Below are 20423 nucleotides of genomic sequence, written 5' to 3' on the forward strand. Positions count from 1 at the left end.
GCGGCAGCGTATGCCGCGCGCGCTGCTTGGCGACCGAGATCAGCTGCGCATCGGGGCGGGCGAGCGCGAGGATGGCGTCATCGACCAGTCCGTCGTGCACGATCAGCCGGGCGCGCGCGATGATCCGCGCCGCCTTGACGGTGAGCAGATCGGGATCGCCGGGACCGGCGCCGACCAGCCAGACGGTGCCTTGCGGGGCTGAGGGGGTTTGCGTCATGCCGTTGGTCCTTTCCAACGGTGCATCTGATATTTGAGCGCCGCGGATGCAAAGCAGAACCCCTTGGGCGGGGGTTAGATTTGCTTTTGCGGCTGCGAAGGAACCTGGCGGGCCAGTCGCGGTTCAGTCCGATTTCAGGCCGATGCCGATCGACGCGCGCGGCTGTTCCATCTCGTTCGACACCACCGGATAGGCGCAATAGTCGGCGGCATAATAGGCGCTGGGGCGGTGGTTGCCCGAAAGGCCCACCCCGCCGAACGGTGCCTTGGACGATGCGCCGTTGGTCGGTCGGTTCCAGTTGACGATGCCGGCGCGGATGTTCGCCCAGAACTGCTTGTAATGCTGCGGGCTGCCCCCGACCAGCGCGGCGGACAGGCCGAAGCGCGTGTTGTTCGCCTCGGCCACCGCCTCCTCGAACGAGCCGACCTTGATGACCTGCAGCAGCGGGCCGAACAGTTCGATATCGGGCCGGTCCTTGACGTTGGTGACGTCGATGATCGCGGGCGAGAGGAAGGGCAGCTTGTCGTCGAGCCGCACCAGATGCTTGATAACGCGCCCGCCATTGCTGAGGAAATAGAGGAAGCTCTCGGTCAGCCCGTCGGCCGTCGGGTTGTCGATCACCGGGCCCATGAATGGCTGCGGATCGTCGAACGGCTTGCCGACCACCAGCCGATCGGCGAGCTTCTTGGTTTCGGCGATCACCGCGTCATAGATGGTGTCGCGCACGATCAGGCGGCTCGCGGCCGAGCAGCGCTGGCCCGCCGAAGTGAAGGCCGACTGGATGATCAGCGCGGCGGCATCGGCAATACACGGCGTGTCCCAGATGACCATGGGATTGTTGCCGCCCATCTCAAGCGCGACGATCTTGTCCGGGCGGCTGGCGAGCGTGCGGTTGATCGCGATGCCGGTGGTGGCGGAGCCGGTGAACAGCACGCCATCGACATCCTCGTGCGCGACCAGCGCCTTGCCCTCGTCCGCGCCGCCGATCAGCAGCCGAACGACGCCTTCGGGGATTCCCGCCTGATGCATGCACTCGACCAGCATCGCGCCGACGGCGGGCGTCTTTTCCGAAGGCTTGAAGACCACGGCATTGCCCGCGATCAGCGCGGGGATGATATGGCCATTGGGCAGGTGCGCGGGAAAGTTGTACGGCCCGAGCACCGCCATCACGCCGTGCGGCTTGTGCCGGAGCGCCATGGTGCCGCCCAGCGCGCTGTCGAGCTTGCGCTGCGAGGTGCGCTCGGCATAGGCGGCGACCGAGATGTCGACCTTGGCGACGACCGATTCCACCTCGGTCCGCGATTCCCAGATCGGCTTGCCCGTTTCGCGCGCGATCAGCTCGGCCAGTTCCTCGGAACGGGCGCGGACCTGGTTGGCAAAGCGACGCGTGAGCTCGATCCGCTTGGTGACCGCCATGGCCACCCATTCGGGAAAGGCCGCACGGGCCCTGGCGACTTCGGCATCAACATCGCCATGCGGTCCGGACCAGAGCCGGGCACCGGTGGCAGGCTCGAAAGAGACAAGTTCAGGCAAATTCACGCTTTCTGGCGAGCAGTTCATGACCCAAGGTGCAGACCCAAAACCCCCGATAGCAAGGAATGAACGCGGCGGAAACCGTTGAACCGCATCGTGACAAATTTGTGGCTATTTCTTGGGCTTGCGCATCGCGTTCGCTCTGCTAGGTTTCGGCTCGGCTGGTTAACGACCACTCGGCGAACAGGGTCGCATGAGTAACGTCATAGCCGGGGGCAAACCCGCCTTGTCAGTGAGCAAGGAGCGGTCCCATGAAAACTTTCCCCAACAACGCAAAGGCGTTGCGTGCAACGCTGTTTCTGGCGTCCAGCGCCGCAGCCATCGCCATCGCGAGCCCGGCTTTTGCCGATGCCACCGCCCCGTGCAACACCAATGCCGGACCTGACGGAATTGCGGGCAACGCGGATGACGTGACCGACTCCACGGAATGCGGCGTCAATGCCTCTGCGACCGGCGCGGGTGCGACGGCAGTGGGTGTCGGAGCCACCGCCGCTGGCGGGAATGCCGTGGCGATCGGTCGTGGTGCCATCGCGCCGACAACGGGCAGCGTTTCGATTGGCGTCAATGCGACCACGGCCACGATAGGCGCCACGCCCTCGGGCGCGGCATCGCTCGGCACTGCGGTGGCCATCGGCAACGCGGCCAAGGCGACGCAGGAAGACGCCGTGGCACTGGGTGACCTCGCCAATGCCAGCGGCTTCCATGCGACGGCCATCGGCGGCGAATCGGTAGCCTCGGGCGTCGGTAGCCAGGCCTTCGGCTGGCAGGCCAATGCTTCGGGCCGCACTGCCGTTGCGGTGGGGCACCAGGCCAATGCTGCAGGCTTCGAAGCGACCTCGGTGGGCAAGAGCGCGCAGGCAGGTGGCACCAATTCCGCAGCGCTGGGCAGCCGGGCCAATGCGGCCGGAATCAATTCGGTCGCGATCGGTAACGGCGCAGTGACGGCGGACGGCACCACGCCCTCGGGCGCGGCCTCGACCGGAACGGCAGTGGCCGTGGGCAATCTGGCGCAGGCGACGGCGGAAGATGCCGTCGCGCTCGGTGATCAGGCGAACGCCTCGGGCTTCCATGCGACCGCGATCGGCGGCGAATCGGTCGCCTCGGGCGTCGGCAGCCAGGCGTTCGGCTGGCAGGCCAATGCCTCGGGCTTCCACGCCACGGCGGTGGGCGGCGAGTCGGTCGCTTGTCGAAGCGGTCGCCATGGGCCTGAGCGCTGCGGCCACTGCGCAGTCTAGCACGGCGGTCGGCGGTCGCGCGCTGGCGACGGCAACGGCCGCCACCGCCTTTGGCTGGCGCGCCGAAGCGTTGGCAGAACGCGCCACTGCGCTTGGCCATCTCGCCAATGCCACCGGCGTGCGCTCCACGGCCGTCGGTGAGGCGGCCGCATCGTCGGGCGATCTCAGCGTCGCGGTCGGTAACCAGTCGGTCGCCAGCGGCACCAACGCCATCGCCATCGGCAATACGGCGCTGGCCAGCGGCGGCGATGCGATCGCGATCGGTGGCAACCGCGACGGTGCCTCGGGCCGCGCGACCCAGGCGACGGGCGCATCGACCACTGCGGTCGGTGGGCAGGCGCTCGCCACTGCAACAGCCGCAACCGCCTATGGCTGGCGTTCGGAAGCGACGGCGGAGCGGGCCACCGCTCTGGGTCACCTCGCCGTGGCATCGGGCGTGCGCTCGGTCGCGGTGGGTGAGGCCGCCGTGGCGTCGGGCGCAGGCGCCATCGCCATCGGCAACCAGACCTCTGCCGCCTTCGCCAACTCGGTCGCGATCGGCAATGGGGCCACGGCCAACCGCGCCAACCAGATCAAGCTAGGCGGCACGGGCAGTTCGGTGACCATCGGCGATCTCGCGGCGAGCACGGCGGCGCAGTCGGGCACCACCTCGATCGTCACCACCGATGCCAGCGGCACGCTGGGCGCGGGTCCTGCGGTCAACACCTTCGCCACCAATGCGCAGATCAACACGCTGACCGGCCAGGTGAACACGCTGTTCGACCTGACCGAGATCAACCGTCGCGCGATCAACCGGGCGAACGAGGGCGTTGCCATGGCGCTGGCGATGGAATCGCCCTCGCTGCCTGCCGGCACCAATTTTGCACTGTCGGGCGGCGTCGGCTATTATGAGGACCAGGCCTCGCTGACCATGGCCATCACGGCCCGGGTCGGAGAGAATGCTTCGGTTTCCGCCGGCATCGGTGCCGGTTTCAACAGCGGTTCGGTGGGCGCTCGCGGCGGCTTCCAGATCGCCTGGTAAGGACGGGTATGACAGGTTTGAACTTCTGGCCGGGGCGTTTTGCTCCGGCCTTTTTGCTTGCCGCGCTGGCGCTGGCGCTTCCCGGCGCCGCGATGGCGCAGACCGCTCCGCAGGCCGCGCAACCGCCGATCTCGGTCGAACCCGTGCCGAGCGAACTCGAACTCGCCAAGCTGCTCTGGTCGACCATGACCGCGGTGCACCATGCCAATCTGTCGGGCAATTATTCGGTGCTGCGCGACATTTCCTCGCCCGGCTTCCAGGTAATGAACAACGCGGCTCGGCTCGGCGAGATCTTCGCCAGCATCCGCGAGAGCCGGGTCGACCTTTCCAACGCGCTGCTGCTGGCCCCCACCTATACCGAGCCGCCTTCGGTGGTGGAGCCCGGCGTCATCCGGGTGCGCGGCTATTTCGGCCTCAGGCCGACCGCGATCTTCTTCGACTTCTTCTTCCAATGGGTCGAGGGGCGCTGGCGGTTGCACGGCGTGTCGATCAGCCCGCAGGCGATCGCATCGGAAGAGGCGCCCGAGCGCGGGCGCACGTCCACTCGATAGTGTGGTCTGCAGCGTCCCTCGACTTCGCTCGGGACAAACGGCCGGCAGCACTATGCCACAAGTCGTCCCGAGTTCCCGAGCGAAGTCGAGGGACGTTGCGCGACAGAACCTCTCCATAATTCCCGCTTCCCCCCGCCCGCATCCACGCGCATATAGCGCGCGGTTTTCCATCGTTCACAGGCTCCCATCATGAAGCGCAATTCCGGACAAGATCCCGCCATCACCAGCCGCTGGCGTCCCGCCACCCGCGCAATCCGCGGCGGCACCGCGCGCAGCGAGTTCGGCGAAACCTCCGAGGCGCTGTTCCTGACCTCGGGCTATGCCTATGACTGCGCCGAGGATGCGGCCGCGCGCTTCAACGGCGAACAGGCGGGCATGACCTATAGCCGGTTGCAGAACCCCACGGTCGAGATGCTCGAGAGGCGCATCTCGCTGATGGAGGGCGCGGAAGCGACGCGCTGCATGGCGAGCGGCATGGCCGCGATGACCGCGGCGCTGCTCTGCCAGCTCAAGATGGGCGATCATGTCGTCGCCAGCCGCGCGCTGTTCGGATCGTGCCGCTGGCTCACCGATACGCTGCTGCCCAAGTTCGGCATCGAGACGACGATCATCGATGGGCGCGAGCTCGACCAGTGGGAAGCGGCGATCCGCCCGAACACCAGGGTGTTCTTCTTCGAGACCCCGGCCAACCCGACGATGGATATCATCGACCTCAAGGCGGTGTGCGAGGTCGCGCGCGCGCATGGTATCGTCAGCGTCGTCGACAATGCCTTTGCCACCAATGTGCTGCAGCGCCCGATGGAATTCGGCGCCGATGTCGTCGCCTATAGCGCGACCAAGATGATGGACGGGCAGGGCCGCGTGCTGGCCGGCGCGGTCTGCGGCACCGAAGATTTCATCACCAACACGTTGCTGCCCTTCACCCGCAACACCGGACCGACGCTGAGCGCGTTCAACGCCTGGGTGGTGCTCAAGGGCCTCGAAACGCTCGACCTGCGCATCCGCCGCCAGAGCGACAATGCGCTCAAGGTCGCGCGCTTTCTAGAAGGCCGGGTCGAGCGGGTCAACTATCCCGGCCTCGCCAGCCATCCGCAGCACAATCTCGCGATGTCGCAGATGGAGGCCGCAGGTCCGATCTTCTCGCTCTATGTCGGCGGCGGCCGCGCCCGCGCGCACGCGCTGCTCAACGCGCTCGAGCTGGTCGATATCTCGAACAATATCGGCGATTCGCGCTCGCTGATGACGCATCCCAGCTCGACCACGCACCACGGCCTGGGCGAGGAAGCCAGGCTTGCGGTCGGCATCACCGAAGACATGTTGCGGCTCAACGTGGGGCTCGAAGATGTCGATGACGTGATCGAGGACCTGGACCGCGCGCTGGGCAAGGCGGGTCTCTAAGCCTTCCTGGTCGCGCAGGACCCACCCCCAGCCCCTCCCTTCCAGGGAGGGGAGCAGAAAGCGCAAGGCTCAAGCGGCTGGCGCACGGCGAGGGGCTGCCGGTGCCCGGCTATGCCACGGCAGGGGCGGCGGGCATGGATGTGGTTGCCGCCGAAGAGCTCGACCTGATGCCGGGCCAGCGCCATGCGGTGGCGACGGGTTTCGCGATGGCGATTCCGGACGGCTACGAGGTGCAGGTGCGTCCGCGCTCGGGCTTGGCGCTCAAGCATGGCATCACCGTGCCCAACACGCCCGGCACCATCGACAGCGACTATCGCGGCGAATTGAAGGTCATCCTGATCAACCATGGCGATGCGCCCTTCCCGATCCGCAGGGGCGACCGCATCGCGCAGCTCGTCGCAGCGCCGGTGCAGCGCGCGGATTTTGCCGAGGTCGACGATCTGGATGCTACCGAACGCGGCGCAGGCGGCTTCGGTTCGACGGGGTATAGGGTCTCGGGCTGAGACTTTGCCTCTCCCTTGATGGGAGAGGCAGCGAGACTTGGCGACGAAGGCGCCTAGTCGCAGCGGTGAGGGTGAGGGTGCCGGTTGGCGCCCTTGCATGATCCCGCATCATCACCCCCACCCAACCCTCCCCCATCGAGGGGGAGGGCTTTCGAGGACAGTCCTCAAAACAGCCCCGGCACCTCGCGTTGTGCCGGGCTGGGCGCATCCGGCACCAGCAGTTCGCGGTCGCTGGCGATCAGGCCACGTTGCGACTGGCCCGCGATATTGCCCGATGGGCCGCTCAAGGTGATCGCGGTACAGCTGCGCCCGGCGAGGAAATCGAGCGCGCCGCGGATCGAGGCTTCCTGCGGGTCGCCCAGCGGCCGGGTGAGATCGTCCGCCGCCTGGCAGGTGACGTCGAGCGTGCTCGCCAGGCCGTTGAAATACTCGCCCTGGCCGCGCGAATTGACCGAACTGAACGCGACCACGCGCACCCGGTCGTCGCAGGCGCTGCGGTCGAGCGCGATCTGCCCCACCGGCTTGCCGAAGGTGTTCGCACCGATCAGCGCCAGGTTGCGGCCGAGATAGGGCGCCATCGAATTGATCACCAGTTCGCTCGCCGATGCGGTCGCGCCGGTGCCGATGAACGCGATCTTCACCGGGCTCACGGATTCGGCGCGCGGGGCGAAGAACACGTTCTCGTTGCGTGACGATTTGGAGGGCCGGTAGCGGATTCCCGAATAGAGATCGCTGGCGCTGCGGTTGCCGCCGAGCAGATCGCCCATCAGTTCCGCGGTCGAGATCAGCCCGCCGCCATTATAGCGGAAATCGATGATGAACTCGGTGATCCCTGCCGCGCGGAAGCTGGCAAAGGCGTTGCGCAGCGGCGTGTCTGCCGACGAGATGAAGGTGCGCAGGTTGATATAGCCGATCTGGCGACTGCCATCATGGATGATCCGCGAACCGTAGCGGCTGGAGACCGCCGGCAGATCGAACACCGCCTTGGTCACGCTGACCTCGCGCGAAGTGCTACCGCGCGACACTCGCAGCACCCGCGTCAGCCCCGCCGTATTGGGGCCGAGCGCGTTGGTGATCCCGGCGGAACCTTCCGCCGCGATGATGTCGCTGACGTTGCGCAGGCTCGCGCTGCTGGTCCCGATCGCGGTGATCTCGTCGCCGCGGTCGATCCCGGCGGCGAGGCCTGGCGCGCCCTCGAACGCCTCGCTGATGAACACCCGGCGCGCCGGTGCATCGATCGACAGGCGAATGCCGATCCCCGCGCTCTCGCCGCTCGCGAGGAACGCGTTCTCCTCGGCGATCGAGGTGATGAAGGTGAAGAACCGGTCCTTGCCCTGCGACCGCGCGGTCGCGGTGAGTGCGTCGATATAGCCCTGAACGGTGGTGAAGCTCGCCGGATTGGCGGTGGTCACCAGCAGTTCGGGGAAGAGATACCATTCATTGAGCACGTCGCGCGCGAACGTCTGGCGGCTTTCCAGCGAGAGGATTGCTCACCGCCTCTCGCGGATCGGTTTCACCTTCTTGCCTTCGGGCGCGATCGAGATGCGCACGGTCTCGCCCGAGCGGCCGGGGAAATCGGTGAAGATCGCATCGACCAGATTGGGCACCAGATATTGCAGGTTCTTGCTGCGCGACTGGGCCTCGGCCTTGCCTTCGAACAGGCGCTGGTTGTCTGCGACGCGGTCGATCTTCAGATCGAGTTCGCTGGTATAGACAGTGTAGCTGCGCACGTCGTTGTTCCAGCCGGGACCGAAGATGAACGGATCATAGAAGCCGAAGCCGAAGGCGCGGCGGCCATAGAAGCCGCCCCAGGGTCCGCCCCAGGGGCCAAAACCGGCGCCCCAGCCGCCGCCAAAGCCATCCGACACGACCTTTTCGCGGCCATTGTCGACATCATAGGCGAAGCTCACCACCATGTCGGCGCGCGAAGGATCGTTGGCGGGGACATAGCCGAGTTGCGCCATCTGGCGCGTCACCAGGCCGGCATATTGCGCGAATTCGAGCCCGCCCTGCAGCCGGGGATCGGACGCGGTGACAAAAAAGCTCTGTCCCTGGGGAGCGGGCAGCGCCTGGAAGCGGGCAACATCGGCCTTGAACGGGGTGGCGCAAGCCGAAAGCGCGAGGGCAAGGGCGGGAACCGCGAACAGCGCGGCGCGGCGAGTAAAGCGGCTGCGAGCAGTCATGTGAATCTCTCCATCGCGGACGCGCGCGACCCTGCGCCGTCCGAACATGGATATAGGTCTAATCCGCCGCGAATGAACCCCGATTGAACGCAAATCTGCGCAGATTCAGCTTCCGCTCAGCGCATCAGCGCATCAACCCAAGCGCCTCATATGCTCCGCTCAGTGTGGGTGCGGCGACGCTGCGCGCCTTTTCCGCGCCCTTGTCGAGGATCGCGTCGAGCGCGGCCTCGTCGTCCTTGAGCTCGACGAAGCGCTCGCGGATGGGGCGCAGCGTCTCGACTAGCACATCGGCCAGCGCGGGCTTGAATGCGCCGAAGCCCTGGCCGGCGAACTGCGCGCACACCACATCGGGCGTCGATTCGGTCAGCGTCGCATAGATTCCGATCAGGTTCAGCGCCTCGGCCCGGCCTTCGAGCGCAGATGCGACGTCCGGCAGCGGCTCGGGATCAGTCTTGGCCTTGCGGATCTTCTGCGCGATCTCGTCGTCGGTATCGGTCAGGTTGATGCGGCTCATGTCCGAAGGGTCGGACTTGGACATCTTGGCATTGCCGTCGCGCAGGGACATGATCCGCGCCGATTCCTTGGGAATATAGGGATCGGGCAGGGTGAACAGCTCGACGCCGAAATCGGTGTTGAACTTCATCGCGATGTCGCGGGTCAGTTCCAGATGCTGCTTCTGGTCCTCGCCCACCGGCACGTGCGTCGCCTGATAGAGCAGGATGTCGGCGGCCTGCAGCACCGGATAGACGAACAGGCCGACGCTCGCGCCCTCGCGGTTCTTGCCCGCCTTGTCCTTGAACTGCGTCATGCGGTTCAGCCAGCCGATGCGCGCGGTGCCGTTGAGCAACCAGGCAAGCTCGGCATGCGCAGGAACCCGCGCCTGGTTGAACAGCACGCTGCGATCGGCATCGATGCCGCAGGCGATCAGCGCAGCGGCCATCTCGCGCACGTTGCGGATGCGCGTCTCGCGTTCCTCGTGAACCGTGATCGAGTGGAGATCGGCAAGGAAGAAATAGCACGCGCTGCCAGGAGAATTATTGGCGTCGTCCATCTCGTCCTGCATCTTCACCCAGTTGCGGATCGCGCCCAGATAATTGCCCAGGTGCAGATTGCCGGTCGGCTGGATGCCGGAAAGGACGCGCATGTCTGTTACTTTCTCGCCTGAAGGGAAGAGCTTCACGCCTTGCGGCGCAGCATGCCCTTGATCTCGCTGAGCCGGTAAGCGCCCAGCGCCAGCGTTGCGAGCCCATATACCGCCGCGCCGCCGCCGCACAAGACGGCGAGTGCGGCGATGCGATGCTCGAGCCGACCTTCCATCCAGCCTTCGGCCAGATGTCCGCCGAACCACAAGGCCGCGCCCATCAGCGCCGCTGCTGCAACGATGCGCCAGGTCTTGGCGATCAGCCGCCGGTCGGGCTGGATATGCCCGCGCTTGTAGAGCACGCCGAACAGCAGGCCGACATTGACCCAGGCCGACAGCGCGGTCGCTACGCCCACGCCCACCGGGCCCAGCGGCCAGATCAGGATCAGGTTGCCGACAAGGTTGACCAGCATCGCGAGCAGCGCGAGGCGCACCGGCGTCTTGGTATCGGCGCGCGCATAGAAGCCGGGGGTCAGCACCTTGATCAGCACATAGGCCGGCACGCCGCAGGCAAAGGCAGCGAGCACCTGCGCGGTGGCCAATGTGTCCTCGGCGGTGAAGGCGCCATACTGGAACACGCCATGGATGATCGGCCCGGCAGCGGTGACCAGAGCGACCGCGGCGGGCAGCGCCAGCAGCAGCGCCAGTTCGAGCGCGCGGTTCTGCGTGTTGAGCGCGGCCGCGCTGTCCCCTCCGCCGATCTGGCGCGAGAGCATCGGCAGGATCGCGGTGCCGACGCCGATGCCGATCAGCCCCAGCGGCAGCTGGTTCAGACGGTCGGCATAATAGATCCACGAGACCGCGCCTTCGCTCAAGTAGCGCGCGGCGAGCGAAGTGGATATCAGCAGGTTGAACTGGATCGCGCCCTGGCCGATCGCCGCAGGGGCAATCAGCAGCAGCATCGCCTTGACGTCGGGCGACAGGCGCGGACGCGAGAGCTTGAGCACCACGCCATTGGCGCGGCACGACAGGATCAGCCACAAGAGCTGCATCGCGCCGGAGACGGTCACCGCGATCGCCTGGGTGATTGCGGTGTCGACCTGGTTGTCGCCCCGGAAGAACAGGAGGGCCACGATCATGCAGATGTTGAGCAGGATCGGCGCTGCCGCATTGACCCAGAAGCGGTTCAATGAATTGAGGATGCCGCCGAGCAGCGACACGAGCGAGATCAGCCCGAGATAGGGGAAGGTGATGATCGTCAGATGCCGCGCGAGCGCGAACTTTTCCGGCCCGCCATCGGGAAAGCCGCCGGTCATCGCATAGACGACGGGCCCGGCGGCCAGCATCATCAGCGCGGTGAACAGGACCAGGAACGGCACCAGCACCGACAGCACTTGGCCTGCAAAGGCCTTCGCGACCTCAAGGCCGGTGCCCGGCGCGTCCTTGTCGGCTTCGGCCAGCTTGCGGTTGAACATCGGCACGAAGACCGCGGCGAACGCGCCTTCGGCAAACAGCGCGCGGAACAGGTTGGGCAGGCGCCACGCGATCAGGAACGCGTCCGATGCCATGCCTGCGCCGACATAGCGCGCCATCAATATGTCGCGCACCATCCCCAGCACGCGGCTGACCAGGGTCAGCCCGCCAATGGTGGAGACGGCGCGCAGGAGGTTCATGGCAGCAGGTTCATCGGGCGATGACCCGGCAGGCGCGGATCAGGCGTTGCCTTCCGCCGGCGGCATCGCCGCGCCGAAATTCGGGTCCTGGCTCTGCTGGTCGTAGAGGCCGGCAAAGTCGATCGGCTCGAGCACCAGCGGCGGATAGCCGGCATCGCGGATGACATTGCCCAGGATCAGGCGGATGTTGGGGAAGACCATGCGCGGCGTATCGGCGAACAGGAAGCGGCGGGTTTGCTCCTCGTCCATGCCGCGCAGGCCGACCAGCGCGCCATAGGCGAGCTCGACCAGATAGGCGGTGCCCTGTTCGGCCTTGGCAGCGATCGTGTAGGTGCACAGCATTTCATGCACCTCTTCGTTGAGCTGGCGCGATTCGGCGCGGAACTGCACGTCGAAGCTCAGCTGGCCGGGCCACTGATAGCTGTCGGGCGCGTTCGGGTTTTCGACCGAAAGGTCCTTCACATATTGCGAGATCAGGCCCGCCTGCGGTCCCGATGCGCCGTTCAGCGCCGAATTTTGCGAGTTGTCGGTGCCGTCTTCGGCCATGGATATTCCCTTTCGATGCTCGTGCGCGCCCCGCGCGTCCTGATCGGCGCTCTAATCGGGCTGCGGTGCATGCGCAAGCGTCGCGAAAGTGCAGGTCCGGCGCAACGGATATCGGGCCAAAGCGATTTGCATATTGGCCGACATGTCCTATGTTGTGCTTTCAACCTGCTGCGCTGGCAGCATCACGTTCCACACGGGTGGGCAAACGGGAAGTCTTGTGACGGTAGAAATCATCATCCTGGCCATGGTTGCAGCCTTTCTGGGCCTTCGGCTCTATTCGGTGCTGGGCAAACGCACCGGGCACGAGCAGGAGCCGCTGACCCGCGGGATGGACACGCCTGTCACCAAGCGCCCCGCCGCGATCGAGCGGCCGCAGCTCGATGACAAGCCCGCAGGGCTGACGCCGGGTACCTCGACCGTGTTCGACATCGCCGCAGAGCCCGGCATCCGCCAGATGCTGGCTGCCGATCGCAGCTTCGATGTCGGCCGTTTTCGCGAGGGTGCCAAGGCGGCCTATGCGATGATCCTGGAGGCCTTCTGGTCGGGTGATCGCGAGCAGCTGCGCAGCCTGTGCGATGACGAGGTCTACGAAAGCTTCGCCGAGTCGATCGAGCAGCGCACGGCGCGCGGCGAGACGCTGGAAAACCGGTTGGTGCGGATCGATGAGACCCGCATCGTCGACGCCGAGTATGACGCGCCGATGGCGCGTATCACGGTGCGCTTCGATTCCGATATCGCAGCGGTCGTTCGCGGTCCCGACGGCGAGCTGGTCGCCGGTTCGCTGACCGATGCGGTCGAGACGCACGATGTCTGGACCTTCCAGCGCGACCTGCGCAGCAACGATCCCAACTGGATTCTGGTCGAAACCGATCAGGCCTGATCGCGATGGGGCAGGGGGCTGCAATGCGAAGGCTGGCGCTTGCCCTGTTGCCGCTGACGCTCGCCGGATGCGCGGGGACAATTCCCAATGCGCAGACCAGTACGGCCCCGCCACCTTCGCGTCTGCCCTATGAGACGGTGACCCCGGCTCCCTCGCGCCCGGTTGCACCATCACCGACGGGCGGCGCCAGTTCCAATTACGTGATCCCGCGCGCGACGCCGCTGCCCGCAATGACGGGCGCAGGCGTGATCGCCAGCGCGGATATCGCCCAGGGGACCGGCGCATGGCCAAGGGCGGGGTGCAGCCCGATGTCACCATCGACCTGCACGGGCACACGCTCGCCAGCGCCTATGCGCGGCTCGACCTGGCGCTGGGCCAGGCGGTGGCGGCGGACATGCGGTTGATGTTGCTGATCACCGGCAAGGCGAGAGCCCCGGAGACCGGGCGCGGGGCGATCCGCGCAGCGGTCTCGGACTGGCTGGCCTCGTCGCGCCACGCGGGCGACATCGCGGCGGTGCGCAACGCGCATCCCCGGCATGGGGGCGATGGCGCACTGTACATCGTGCTAAGGAGACGGAGAGGCTGAGGGGCGCGCCTCGCGCATTTCACGCCTAATCTTCGGCCGTCACCCCCGCGAAGGCGGGGGTTCTGCTTTTTTCACAGCCGTCGAGCAGAAGCGGGATTCCCGCGTTCGCGGGAATGACGGGGGCTTCAGTCTTCCTTGGGCTCGAAATCGAGCGAGGCGCTGTTCATGCAGTAGCGCAGGCCTTCGGGTCCCGGGCCATCGGGGAACACATGGCCCAGATGCCCGTCGCAGCGCGCGCAGCGCACCTCGGTGCGGACCATGCCATGGCTCGTGTCGACGATCTCGCTGACCGCCTCGTGCTCCACCGGGGCGGTGAAGCTCGGCCAGCCCGAGCCGCTATTGTACTTGGTGTTGGATTCGAACAGGGGCGCGCCGCAGCCGGCGCAGCGGTACATGCCGGTGCCCTTGTGGTCGTTATACTTGCCGGTAAACGCCCGCTCGGTGCCGCCTTCGCGCAGCACGTGATATTGTTCGGGGCTCAGGCGCTGACGCCATTCGGCGTCGCTGATCTTCGGGTCGCTCATCGAGTGTCTCCTGGGGAGACATTAACATGGACCGGACGGGGCAAAGATCAAGATGCGCGCGCAGCAACCCTCGCGATTTCGAGCAGTTCCTGCTCGAGCAGCAGCGCGGGGCCGGGGCTCGCCTTCATCATCGCCTGTTGCAGCACGAGCAGACGCTCGGAAAGCCGCGCGACCGCCTGCGGACGGCCCCAGGCGCGCAGCTGGCGCGTCCAGTCATTGGCGCTGCCGCCGCCCCACAAACGGCGGCTCTGCATCTCCTGCCGCACCCAGGACGCGACATCGCGGGGCTGGCCCATGCGCTGGGCGTGCCCGGCGAGCTGCATCACCTGGCGCTGCATCACGATGACCAGTCCGACCTCGGACACTGCCTGTTCGCGCATGCGCTTGAGTTCCTCGGGCAGGCGCTTCAGATCGCCGGAGAGCGCCGCGTTGATGATCGGCTGCATCGCGTCATCCTCGGCATCGGCGCGCAGCGCGGCGATGGCCTCGCGCGTCACCGGCTTCGGTTCATCCGGGCTGGCATCGAGATAGAGCGAGAGCTTCTCGATCTCCTGCGCCGCCAGCCTGCGATCGGCCGCGGTGAAGCCCGCGATCACATGCGCCAGTTCGGCATCGATGGTGAGCCCCGCCGCGCGGCCGAGATCGGTCACGATCCGCGCCATGTCGTCCGGCCCCGGGATCTTGGTCTGCACCGCCATCGCATTGGGTGCGGCGAGCACGGCCTTTGCGATGCGCGACTTGTCGGTGATGCCGGTCGCCAGCATGACCACGGGGTTGACCGCCTTGTCCGCCGCCAGCAGCGCCTCGACCGCAGGAAGGCTTTCCTCGCCGCTGGTATGGACGCGGATATAGCGCGCATCACCGAACAATGAGAGCGAGGCGGCCTCGGCCGCGAGCAGCGAGGGATCCTTGGCGAGCTGGTTCCCGTCGATATCGGTGCGCTCGGTGCCCTTGGGGAAGCTCGCGATGATATCCGCCATCAGCGCGGCATTGCCGCCATCGTCGGTGCCGAAGATCAGGTAGAGCCGGATATCGGGGCGCGGCTTGCGGGCGAGCGCCTGGATGGCACCAGCATCGCCCTTCATTGCGCGGCCGAAACCTCGCGCGCGAACAGCGACAGGCGCGTGACAATCTGGTCGGCAATCTCGAGCGACAGGTTCTCGAGCGCGCGGTTCTCCGCCGCGATGGTCGCATATTCGCTGCTGACGATATCGATACCGGCGTCGGAGGCTGCGGTCGCATCGAGCACAGTCTCGCCGCTCGCAATGTCCACCAGCTGATAGCGCGCGCGCAAGGTGCGGCGCTCGCGCGTCACCTGATCATTGGCGAGCAGGCCAAAGCCGGTGATCCTGTCGTCGAGCACGACCTGCAGCTTGTAGCGCTGGTTGCCGTTACTCAGTGCATCCAGCCTGTCGTCGAGCGCATTCTTCACCAGCCAGCCCGCGCGCCCCTGGATCGGCGCGACCGCGACATCGCCGAGCGTGGTCGCGACCGCGCCCTGCGTGCCGTTCGAATAAAGCGGCTTCATCCCGCACGCGGACAGCGTGGCGAGCAGGGCGAGGGGGAGGGCAATGCGTTTCATCTGTACCGACCTATAGACCAGTTCCGGTTTCCCGCGAAGGCGGGAATCCATCTCCCAGGCTGCCGTCTGTCGCAACCGGATGGAGATGGGCCCCCGCCTGCGCGGGGGACCGGAAGGGCATCACACCACCAGATTGACCAGCCGGTCGGGCACCACGATCACCTTGCGGATCGCCGCGCCGTCCAGGCTACGCTGCACCTTGTCCGATGCCAGCGCAAGCCGTTCGAGCTCCTCGTTGGGCAGGCCCTTGGCCACGGTGAGCGTGTCGCGCAGCTTGCCCTTGATCTGCACCGCGATGGTCACCTCGTCCTCGACCAGCAGCGCCGGATCGACCTCGGGCCAGCCCGCATCGGCGATCAGGCCATGGCCTTCGAGCACCTGCCAGGCCTCTTCGGCCAGATGCGGTACCATCGGCGCGACCAGCCTGGCGAGCGCGCGCACCGCGATGTTGCGGCTGGCGGACTTCTCGGCCTTCTCGATCGCGTTGGTCAGTTCGTACAGCCGCGCCACCGCCTTGTTGAAGGCGAGCGCCTCGATGTCCTTGGCGACCAGATCGATCGTCTGGTGCAATTTGCGCTCGAGCGCCTTGTCCTGGCCCTCGGCCGCCTCGACCGAGTTGAACACGCGCCACAGCCGCTGGACGAAGCGCCAGCAGCCCTCGATGCCCGCCTCGCTCCACGGCAGGTCGCGCTCGGGCGGGCTGTCGGACAGCATGAACCAGCGCACTGCGTCCGCGCCATAGCGGTTCACGATCTCGTCGGGATCGACCACGTTCTTCTTGGACTTGGACATCTTCTCGACACGACCCGGAACCGCGGCCTCGCCGGTCTCGGTGATGATCCAGTCGTCGCCATTCTTCTCGACCTGATCGGGGCCCAGCCACTTGCCGTTCGCGTCCTGCCAGGTCTGGTGCGTCACCATGCCCTGCGTGAACAGGCTGGCGAACGGCTCGGTCACCTCCAGCTTGCCGATCCGCGCCAGCGCGCGCGTCCAGAAGCGGGCGTAGAGCAGGTGCAGGATCGCATGCTCGACCCCGCCGATATACTGGCCGACCGGCAGCCATTTGGCGATCTCGTCTCGGTCGAACGGCTTGTCCGACGGCTGGCTGGCGAAGCGCAGGAAATACCAGCTCGAATCGACGAACGTGTCGAGCGTGTCGGTTTCGCGCTGCGCCGGCTTGCCGCATCTGGGGCAATCGACATGCTTCCATGTCGGGTGTCGCACCAGCGGATTGCCGGGGATCTCGAAGCTGACATCCTCGGGTAGGGTGACGGGCAGCTGGTCCTTGGGGACAGGAACCACACCGCAATCGTCGCAATGGATGAACGGGATCGGCGTGCCCCAATAGCGCTGGCGCGAGACGCCCCAGTCGCGCAAGCGCCAAACGGTGGTGCCCCGGCCCCAGCCTTCGGCTTCGGCGCGCGCGATTACCGCCGCCTTGGCCTCTTCCGCCGCCATGCCGTCGAGAAAGCTCGAATTGATGATCCTGCCCGGCCCGGTATAGGCCTCGTCATGGATCGGCGCGTTCTCGTCGCCCTCGGCCGCGACGACGCGGGTCACCGGCAGCATGTACTTGCGCGCGAAATCGAGGTCGCGTTGGTCGTGCCCGGGCACGCCCATCACCGCGCCGGTGCCATAGTCCATCAGCACAAAATTGGCGATGAACACCGGCAGTTCCCAGCTCGGGTCAAACGGGTGGATAGCCTTGAGGCCGGTATCGAAACCCAGCTTCTCGGCCGTTTCCAGCTCGGCTGCGGTGGTGCCGCCCGCCTTGCAGCAATCAATGAACGCCTGCGCCTCGGCATTGGTCGCGGCCAGTTCGACCGCCAGCGGATGGTCCGCCGCGATCGCGACGAAGCTCGCGCCGAAGATCGTGTCGGGACGGGTGGAATAGACGGGGATCGTCCCGGCTCCGCCCGACAGCGTGAAGCTGAACGTCAGCCCCTGCGACTTGCCGATCCAGTTCGCCTGCATCGACCGGACCTTTTCGGGCCAGTCCTCCAGCGTATCCAGGCCTTCGAGCAGTTCGTCGGCAAAGTCGGTGATCTTGAGGAACCACTGGCTGAGCTTCCTGCGCTCGACCTGCGCGCCCGAGCGCCAGCCCTTGCCGTCGATCACCTGCTCGTTGGCGAGCACGGTCTGATCGACCGGGTCCCAGTTGACCGCGCTTTCCTTGCGATAGACCAGGCCCGCCTCGTACAGGTCGAGGAACAGCGCCTGTTCATGGCCATAATATTCGGGTTCGCAGGTGGCGAGTTCGCGGCTCCAGTCGAGCGCGAAGCCCAGGCGCTTCAATTGCTTGCGCATCGCGGCGATATTGTCGCGGGTCCAGCCGCCGGGGTGCACGCCCTTTTCCATCGCGGCATTCTCGGCGGGCATGCCGAACGCGTCCCAGCCCATCGGGTGCAGCACCTCGAAGCCCTGCATCCGGCGGAAGCGTGCGATGACATCGCCCATGGTATAGTTGCGCACATGGCCGATATGGATGCGCCCCGACGGATAGGGGAACATCTCCAGCACATAGGCCTTTTTCTTCGGGCTGTTGCTGTCTGCCTTGAAGGACTGGCGCTCGTCCCACACCGACTGCCAGCGGGCATCGGCGGCCAGCGGATTGAACCGCGTCTTCTCGTTCATTGTATCCCTCTGTAAAGACAGGGTGTTATTCGCGAATGGCGGACTGGCGCAGGTCGCGGGCCTTGGTGAGGATGACCTCCTCGAGCTTCTGCACGGTGGCAGCGCGGACGGGCGCATCGACCCACTGGCCGTTCTGGTTGACCTGGCGGCTGGCCGCAACGCGCAGCGCGTCGGCGCGCAGATCCTGGTCGAGGATCGAGACGGTCACCTTCATCCGCTCGGTTGGGCTCTGCGGATTGGCATACCAGTCGGTCACGATCACGCCGCCGGCGCTATCGGCCTGGAGCAGCGGCATGAACGACAGCGCGTCGAGCGAAGCGCGCCACAGATAGCTGTTCACGCCGATCGTGGTCACTTGGCTGGCGGCGATATCCGCTTCGGCGCGCTTTTCCCCACCACCGCAGGCAGAAAGCAGCGCCAGCGTGCCAGCGGCGCAAAGGGCGGCACGGGCAAAGGGAGGTACGGGCATGGCGGCTTCCTTATATCTTCGCAGCTTGAAACAGCGGCCTTCTATAGTGGCTTGGCGGGCGTGGGCAAGCACTTGCGCATGGGGTCGCGCGTTCAGCGCCTAGCAAGAATCGCGGGGCTATCCTGCGCTATGGTCGTGGCAGGCAGGCAACAATCTGTCGCATACGACCCGCAACCGATTGTGGATTGTTTGCAACGGTTTCAGAATATTTTGGCGGGAAGGCGCTTTGATCCCCCCAAGCGGCGTTTTTGTGTTAACGCTTGGATCAGGGATGCGGCGGGGTCGGACAAAGACGATGAAAGCGGGAGTTACAAAAAAGCTGGCAATTTCCGGGCTTTTGCTCGGTGGAGCGGCGTTGGTGCCGTCGATTGCGCTCGCTTTTTCCTCCGGTTTCGATTCGCGGCCCGTCTCGATCGACGCGCGTGGCGGCATCGGATCGTTCACGCCGGCCTCGGTCGATCCGCGTCTGGCGAACAAGCTCAAATTCTCGGCGCTGCGCGGCGACAAGATGTTCCGCTTCACGCCTGCTGCCTCTGCCGCGACCGATGGCCCGCGCGCGCTGACCATCGCGGTCCGCATCCGCCCCGATTCGGCCAAGGCGATCAACATGCGGCCTGAACTGGCGAGCGACAGCGGCAAGGGCGACGGCGTCGTCCAGATCACGCCGACCGCCTACAGCCTGGGCGTGGCCAAGGGCTTCACCAAGTTCGCGCTCCCCGCCAGCATCCGCCAGTCGGACGATGCGCTGCCCGATATCGGCGAGCTCGGCCGTGGCAGTTCGACACAGCGCAAGAGCCGTTTCAGCCCGCGGATCGAGATGGACGATGTCCAGGCACCGACCACCCGCGCGGTCCGTCCGTTCAACGACCAGGGCAGCTATTCGCTCGACGTGGGCGGCGCGTACAAGGTCACGCGCAATCTCGACGTCACCGCCGGCATCCGCTTGCGCAGCGAGCGCGACCGCCTGACCGGCCTGACCAACGAGCAGTATGACAGCCAGGCTGTCTATGTCGGGACCGAATTCCGCTTCTGATTTCGCGCTAGATCTGCACTGGCTGCCCTCTCCCGGGGTGGGAGAGGGTTGCGTAGCCTTGTGATCGAAGCGGATCAGGCGAAGCTGGGTGAGGGTGAGAAGGCGATAGCCCCTCACACCGTCCGGATCGTCCCCCCATCGATGACAAATTCCGCCCCATGGATCGCCGCTGCGCGATCCGAGGCGAGATAAGCGATGAGATCGGCGACCTCATGCGGTTCGGCCGCGCGCCCGATCGGGATGCCGCCCAGCCCGTCGAGCACGCGCTGCCGTACCTGCTCGATCGTGCCGCCCTCGGCCGCCTGCAGCCGCTCGAGAAACTCCGAGGATGCTTCGGTCATGATCCAGCCGGGCGAGACGCTGTTCACACGCACGCCCTGCGGCCCGATCTCCTTGGACAGCGCCTTGCTATAGGTCCTCAAGCCGGCCTTGGCGGCGGCATAGGCGGTGGTCGATTCGGGCAGCGGCATGACCGACTGGATCGATGTCACGTGCACCACCGCGCCCGAACCGCGTGCGACCATTTGCGGAACGAGCAGCCGGTCGAGACGCACCGCCGCGAGCAGGTTGAGGTTGAGTTCGGCCAGCCAGTGATCGTCCGACAGCGCGGCAAAGCCGCCGCCGGGCGACGACGACCCGCCGAGCACATGCGCGACGATATCGACCCCGCCCAGATGGTCGAGCGCAGCCTGAGCGAGCGCCGCGCAGCCTTGCGCGGTGGTCAGATCAGCCTGGACCGACATCAGGCCTTCGAGCGGCTCGGGGCTGGAGCGG

At 66.3% G+C, this 20423-nt stretch carries 21 protein-coding genes; 8 read left to right on the plus strand and 13 right to left on the minus strand.

Annotated elements, in window-relative coordinates; genetic code table 11:
- Positions 1–217, minus strand: a 217-nt coding sequence (locus tag DM995_RS15105; protein ID WP_232824421.1) for an SAM-dependent methyltransferase, incomplete at its 3' end; no start/stop codon positions are given.
- A gap of 123 nt (positions 218–340) precedes the next feature.
- The gene (gene astD / locus DM995_RS15110; RefSeq protein ID WP_034517442.1) at positions 341–1750 is read right to left on the minus strand and encodes a succinylglutamate-semialdehyde dehydrogenase; all 1410 of its coding nucleotides are present in this window, start codon (positions 1748–1750) and stop codon (positions 341–343) included.
- 251 nt (positions 1751–2001) lie between these two features.
- Between astD and DM995_RS15115 the strand changes: the two genes are divergently transcribed.
- The 5 genes from DM995_RS15115 (at position 2002) to dut (ending at position 6458) form a co-directional block, all read left to right on the plus strand.
- Entirely contained in the window at positions 2002–2985 is a 984-nt protein-coding gene (locus tag DM995_RS15115; RefSeq protein ID WP_116969945.1) for a hypothetical protein, read from the plus strand.
- Positions 2951–4006: a YadA-like family protein gene (locus DM995_RS15120; RefSeq protein ID WP_198669382.1), complete on the plus strand. Its 1056-nt coding sequence runs from the start codon at positions 2951–2953 to the stop codon at positions 4004–4006. The genes DM995_RS15115 and DM995_RS15120 overlap by 35 nt, the downstream gene beginning before the upstream one ends.
- An 8-nt stretch (positions 4007–4014) precedes the next feature.
- Positions 4015–4557, plus strand: coding sequence for a hypothetical protein (locus DM995_RS15125; protein WP_116969947.1), 543 nt, complete (start codon positions 4015–4017; stop codon positions 4555–4557).
- 189 nt (positions 4558–4746) lie between these two features.
- Entirely contained in the window at positions 4747–5955 is a 1209-nt protein-coding gene (locus DM995_RS15130; RefSeq protein WP_116969948.1) for a trans-sulfuration enzyme family protein, read from the plus strand.
- A 77-nt stretch (positions 5956–6032) separates the two neighbouring features.
- The gene (gene dut, locus DM995_RS15135; protein WP_116969949.1) at positions 6033–6458 is read left to right on the plus strand and encodes a dUTP diphosphatase; all 426 of its coding nucleotides are present in this window, start codon (positions 6033–6035) and stop codon (positions 6456–6458) included.
- Between the two features lie 164 nt (positions 6459–6622).
- Here the strand turns inward: dut and DM995_RS15140 are convergent, their stop codons facing one another.
- The 5 genes from DM995_RS15140 to DM995_RS15160 all read right to left on the minus strand — a co-directional run bounded on the left by DM995_RS15140 (position 6623) and on the right by DM995_RS15160 (position 11941).
- Complete coding sequence (locus DM995_RS15140; protein ID WP_232824423.1) at positions 6623–7906, minus strand: S41 family peptidase; 1284 nt, start codon at positions 7904–7906, stop codon at positions 6623–6625.
- 42 nt (positions 7907–7948) lie between these two features.
- Complete coding sequence (locus DM995_RS15145; RefSeq protein ID WP_116970502.1) at positions 7949–8641, minus strand: DUF4136 domain-containing protein; 693 nt, start codon at positions 8639–8641, stop codon at positions 7949–7951.
- A gap of 124 nt (positions 8642–8765) precedes the next feature.
- Positions 8766–9785, minus strand: a complete 1020-nt coding sequence (gene trpS / locus DM995_RS15150; RefSeq protein WP_116969951.1) for a tryptophan--tRNA ligase — start codon at positions 9783–9785, stop codon at positions 8766–8768.
- Positions 9786–9817: 32 nt separating this feature from the next.
- Positions 9818–11395 (minus strand): murein biosynthesis integral membrane protein MurJ, encoded by a 1578-nt coding sequence (murJ, locus tag DM995_RS15155; RefSeq protein WP_116969952.1) that lies wholly within the window; start codon positions 11393–11395, stop codon positions 9818–9820.
- Positions 11396–11434: 39 nt separating this feature from the next.
- Positions 11435–11941: a protein-export chaperone SecB gene (locus DM995_RS15160; RefSeq protein ID WP_116969953.1), complete on the minus strand. Its 507-nt coding sequence runs from the start codon at positions 11939–11941 to the stop codon at positions 11435–11437.
- A gap of 217 nt (positions 11942–12158) precedes the next feature.
- On the opposite strand from DM995_RS15160, the gene DM995_RS15165 reads away from it, so the two are divergent.
- Positions 12159–12821, plus strand: coding sequence for a Tim44/TimA family putative adaptor protein (locus tag DM995_RS15165; RefSeq protein ID WP_023836727.1), 663 nt, complete (start codon positions 12159–12161; stop codon positions 12819–12821).
- 283 nt (positions 12822–13104) lie between these two features.
- Positions 13105–13407: a Smr/MutS family protein gene (locus DM995_RS15170; RefSeq protein WP_116969954.1), complete on the plus strand. Its 303-nt coding sequence runs from the start codon at positions 13105–13107 to the stop codon at positions 13405–13407.
- A 125-nt stretch (positions 13408–13532) separates the two neighbouring features.
- Here the strand turns inward: DM995_RS15170 and msrB are convergent, their stop codons facing one another.
- The 5 genes from msrB to DM995_RS15195 form a co-directional block, all read right to left on the minus strand.
- Complete coding sequence (gene msrB, locus DM995_RS15175) at positions 13533–13931, minus strand: peptide-methionine (R)-S-oxide reductase MsrB (protein ID WP_116969955.1); 399 nt, start codon at positions 13929–13931, stop codon at positions 13533–13535.
- Positions 13932–13978: 47 nt separating this feature from the next.
- The gene (gene holA, locus DM995_RS15180) at positions 13979–15016 is read right to left on the minus strand and encodes a DNA polymerase III subunit delta (protein WP_116969956.1); all 1038 of its coding nucleotides are present in this window, start codon (positions 15014–15016) and stop codon (positions 13979–13981) included.
- A complete protein-coding gene (lptE, locus tag DM995_RS15185; protein WP_116969957.1) occupies positions 15013–15513 on the minus strand; it encodes an LPS assembly lipoprotein LptE in 501 nt (166 codons plus the stop codon). The genes holA and lptE overlap by 4 nt, the downstream gene beginning before the upstream one ends.
- Positions 15514–15633: 120 nt before the next feature.
- Positions 15634–18147: a leucine--tRNA ligase gene (gene leuS, locus DM995_RS15190; protein ID WP_116969958.1), complete on the minus strand. Its 2514-nt coding sequence runs from the start codon at positions 18145–18147 to the stop codon at positions 15634–15636.
- Positions 18148–18172: 25 nt separating this feature from the next.
- Positions 18173–18616, minus strand: a complete 444-nt coding sequence (locus tag DM995_RS15195; RefSeq protein WP_031317684.1) for a DUF3576 domain-containing protein — start codon at positions 18614–18616, stop codon at positions 18173–18175.
- Positions 18617–18974: 358 nt separating this feature from the next.
- Here DM995_RS15195 and DM995_RS15200 point away from each other — a divergent pair, with 358 nt between their 5' ends.
- On the plus strand, positions 18975–19649 hold the full coding sequence (locus DM995_RS15200; RefSeq protein WP_157973232.1) for a hypothetical protein: 675 nt from the start codon (positions 18975–18977) through the stop codon (positions 19647–19649).
- A gap of 113 nt (positions 19650–19762) precedes the next feature.
- On the opposite strand, the gene DM995_RS15205 is transcribed toward DM995_RS15200, so the two are convergent.
- On the minus strand, positions 19763–20423 hold a 661-nt coding region (locus DM995_RS15205; protein WP_157973302.1), incomplete at its 5' end, for an SDR family oxidoreductase.

The organism is Blastomonas sp. UPD001 (assembly GCF_003426715.1).
Classification (GTDB): Bacteria; Pseudomonadota; Alphaproteobacteria; order Sphingomonadales; family Sphingomonadaceae; genus Blastomonas.

Excerpts from the sequence above, each read along its gene's own strand:
- DM995_RS15130 (WP_116969948.1), top strand. The coding sequence starts at position 4,747 with ATGAAGCGCAATTCCGGACAAGATCCCGCCATCACCAGCCGCTGGCGT.
- holA (WP_116969956.1), bottom strand. The coding sequence starts at position 15,016 with ATGAAGGGCGATGCTGGTGCCATCCAGGCGCTCGCCCGCAAGCCGCGC.
- DM995_RS15160 (WP_116969953.1), bottom strand. The coding sequence starts at position 11,941 with ATGGCCGAAGACGGCACCGACAACTCGCAAAATTCGGCGCTGAACGGC.
- murJ (WP_116969952.1), bottom strand. The coding sequence starts at position 11,395 with ATGAACCTCCTGCGCGCCGTCTCCACCATTGGCGGGCTGACCCTGGTC.
- leuS (WP_116969958.1), bottom strand. The coding sequence starts at position 18,147 with ATGAACGAGAAGACGCGGTTCAATCCGCTGGCCGCCGATGCCCGCTGG.
- DM995_RS15170 (WP_116969954.1), top strand. The coding sequence starts at position 13,105 with ATGGCCAAGGGCGGGGTGCAGCCCGATGTCACCATCGACCTGCACGGG.
- DM995_RS15120 (WP_198669382.1), top strand. The coding sequence starts at position 2,951 with ATGGGCCTGAGCGCTGCGGCCACTGCGCAGTCTAGCACGGCGGTCGGC.
- DM995_RS15195 (WP_031317684.1), bottom strand. The coding sequence starts at position 18,616 with ATGCCCGTACCTCCCTTTGCCCGTGCCGCCCTTTGCGCCGCTGGCACG.
- trpS (WP_116969951.1), bottom strand. The coding sequence starts at position 9,785 with ATGCGCGTCCTTTCCGGCATCCAGCCGACCGGCAATCTGCACCTGGGC.
- msrB (WP_116969955.1), bottom strand. The coding sequence starts at position 13,931 with ATGAGCGACCCGAAGATCAGCGACGCCGAATGGCGTCAGCGCCTGAGC.
- DM995_RS15125 (WP_116969947.1), top strand. The coding sequence starts at position 4,015 with ATGACAGGTTTGAACTTCTGGCCGGGGCGTTTTGCTCCGGCCTTTTTG.
- DM995_RS15115 (WP_116969945.1), top strand. The coding sequence starts at position 2,002 with ATGAAAACTTTCCCCAACAACGCAAAGGCGTTGCGTGCAACGCTGTTT.
- DM995_RS15145 (WP_116970502.1), bottom strand. The coding sequence starts at position 8,641 with ATGACTGCTCGCAGCCGCTTTACTCGCCGCGCCGCGCTGTTCGCGGTT.
- lptE (WP_116969957.1), bottom strand. The coding sequence starts at position 15,513 with ATGAAACGCATTGCCCTCCCCCTCGCCCTGCTCGCCACGCTGTCCGCG.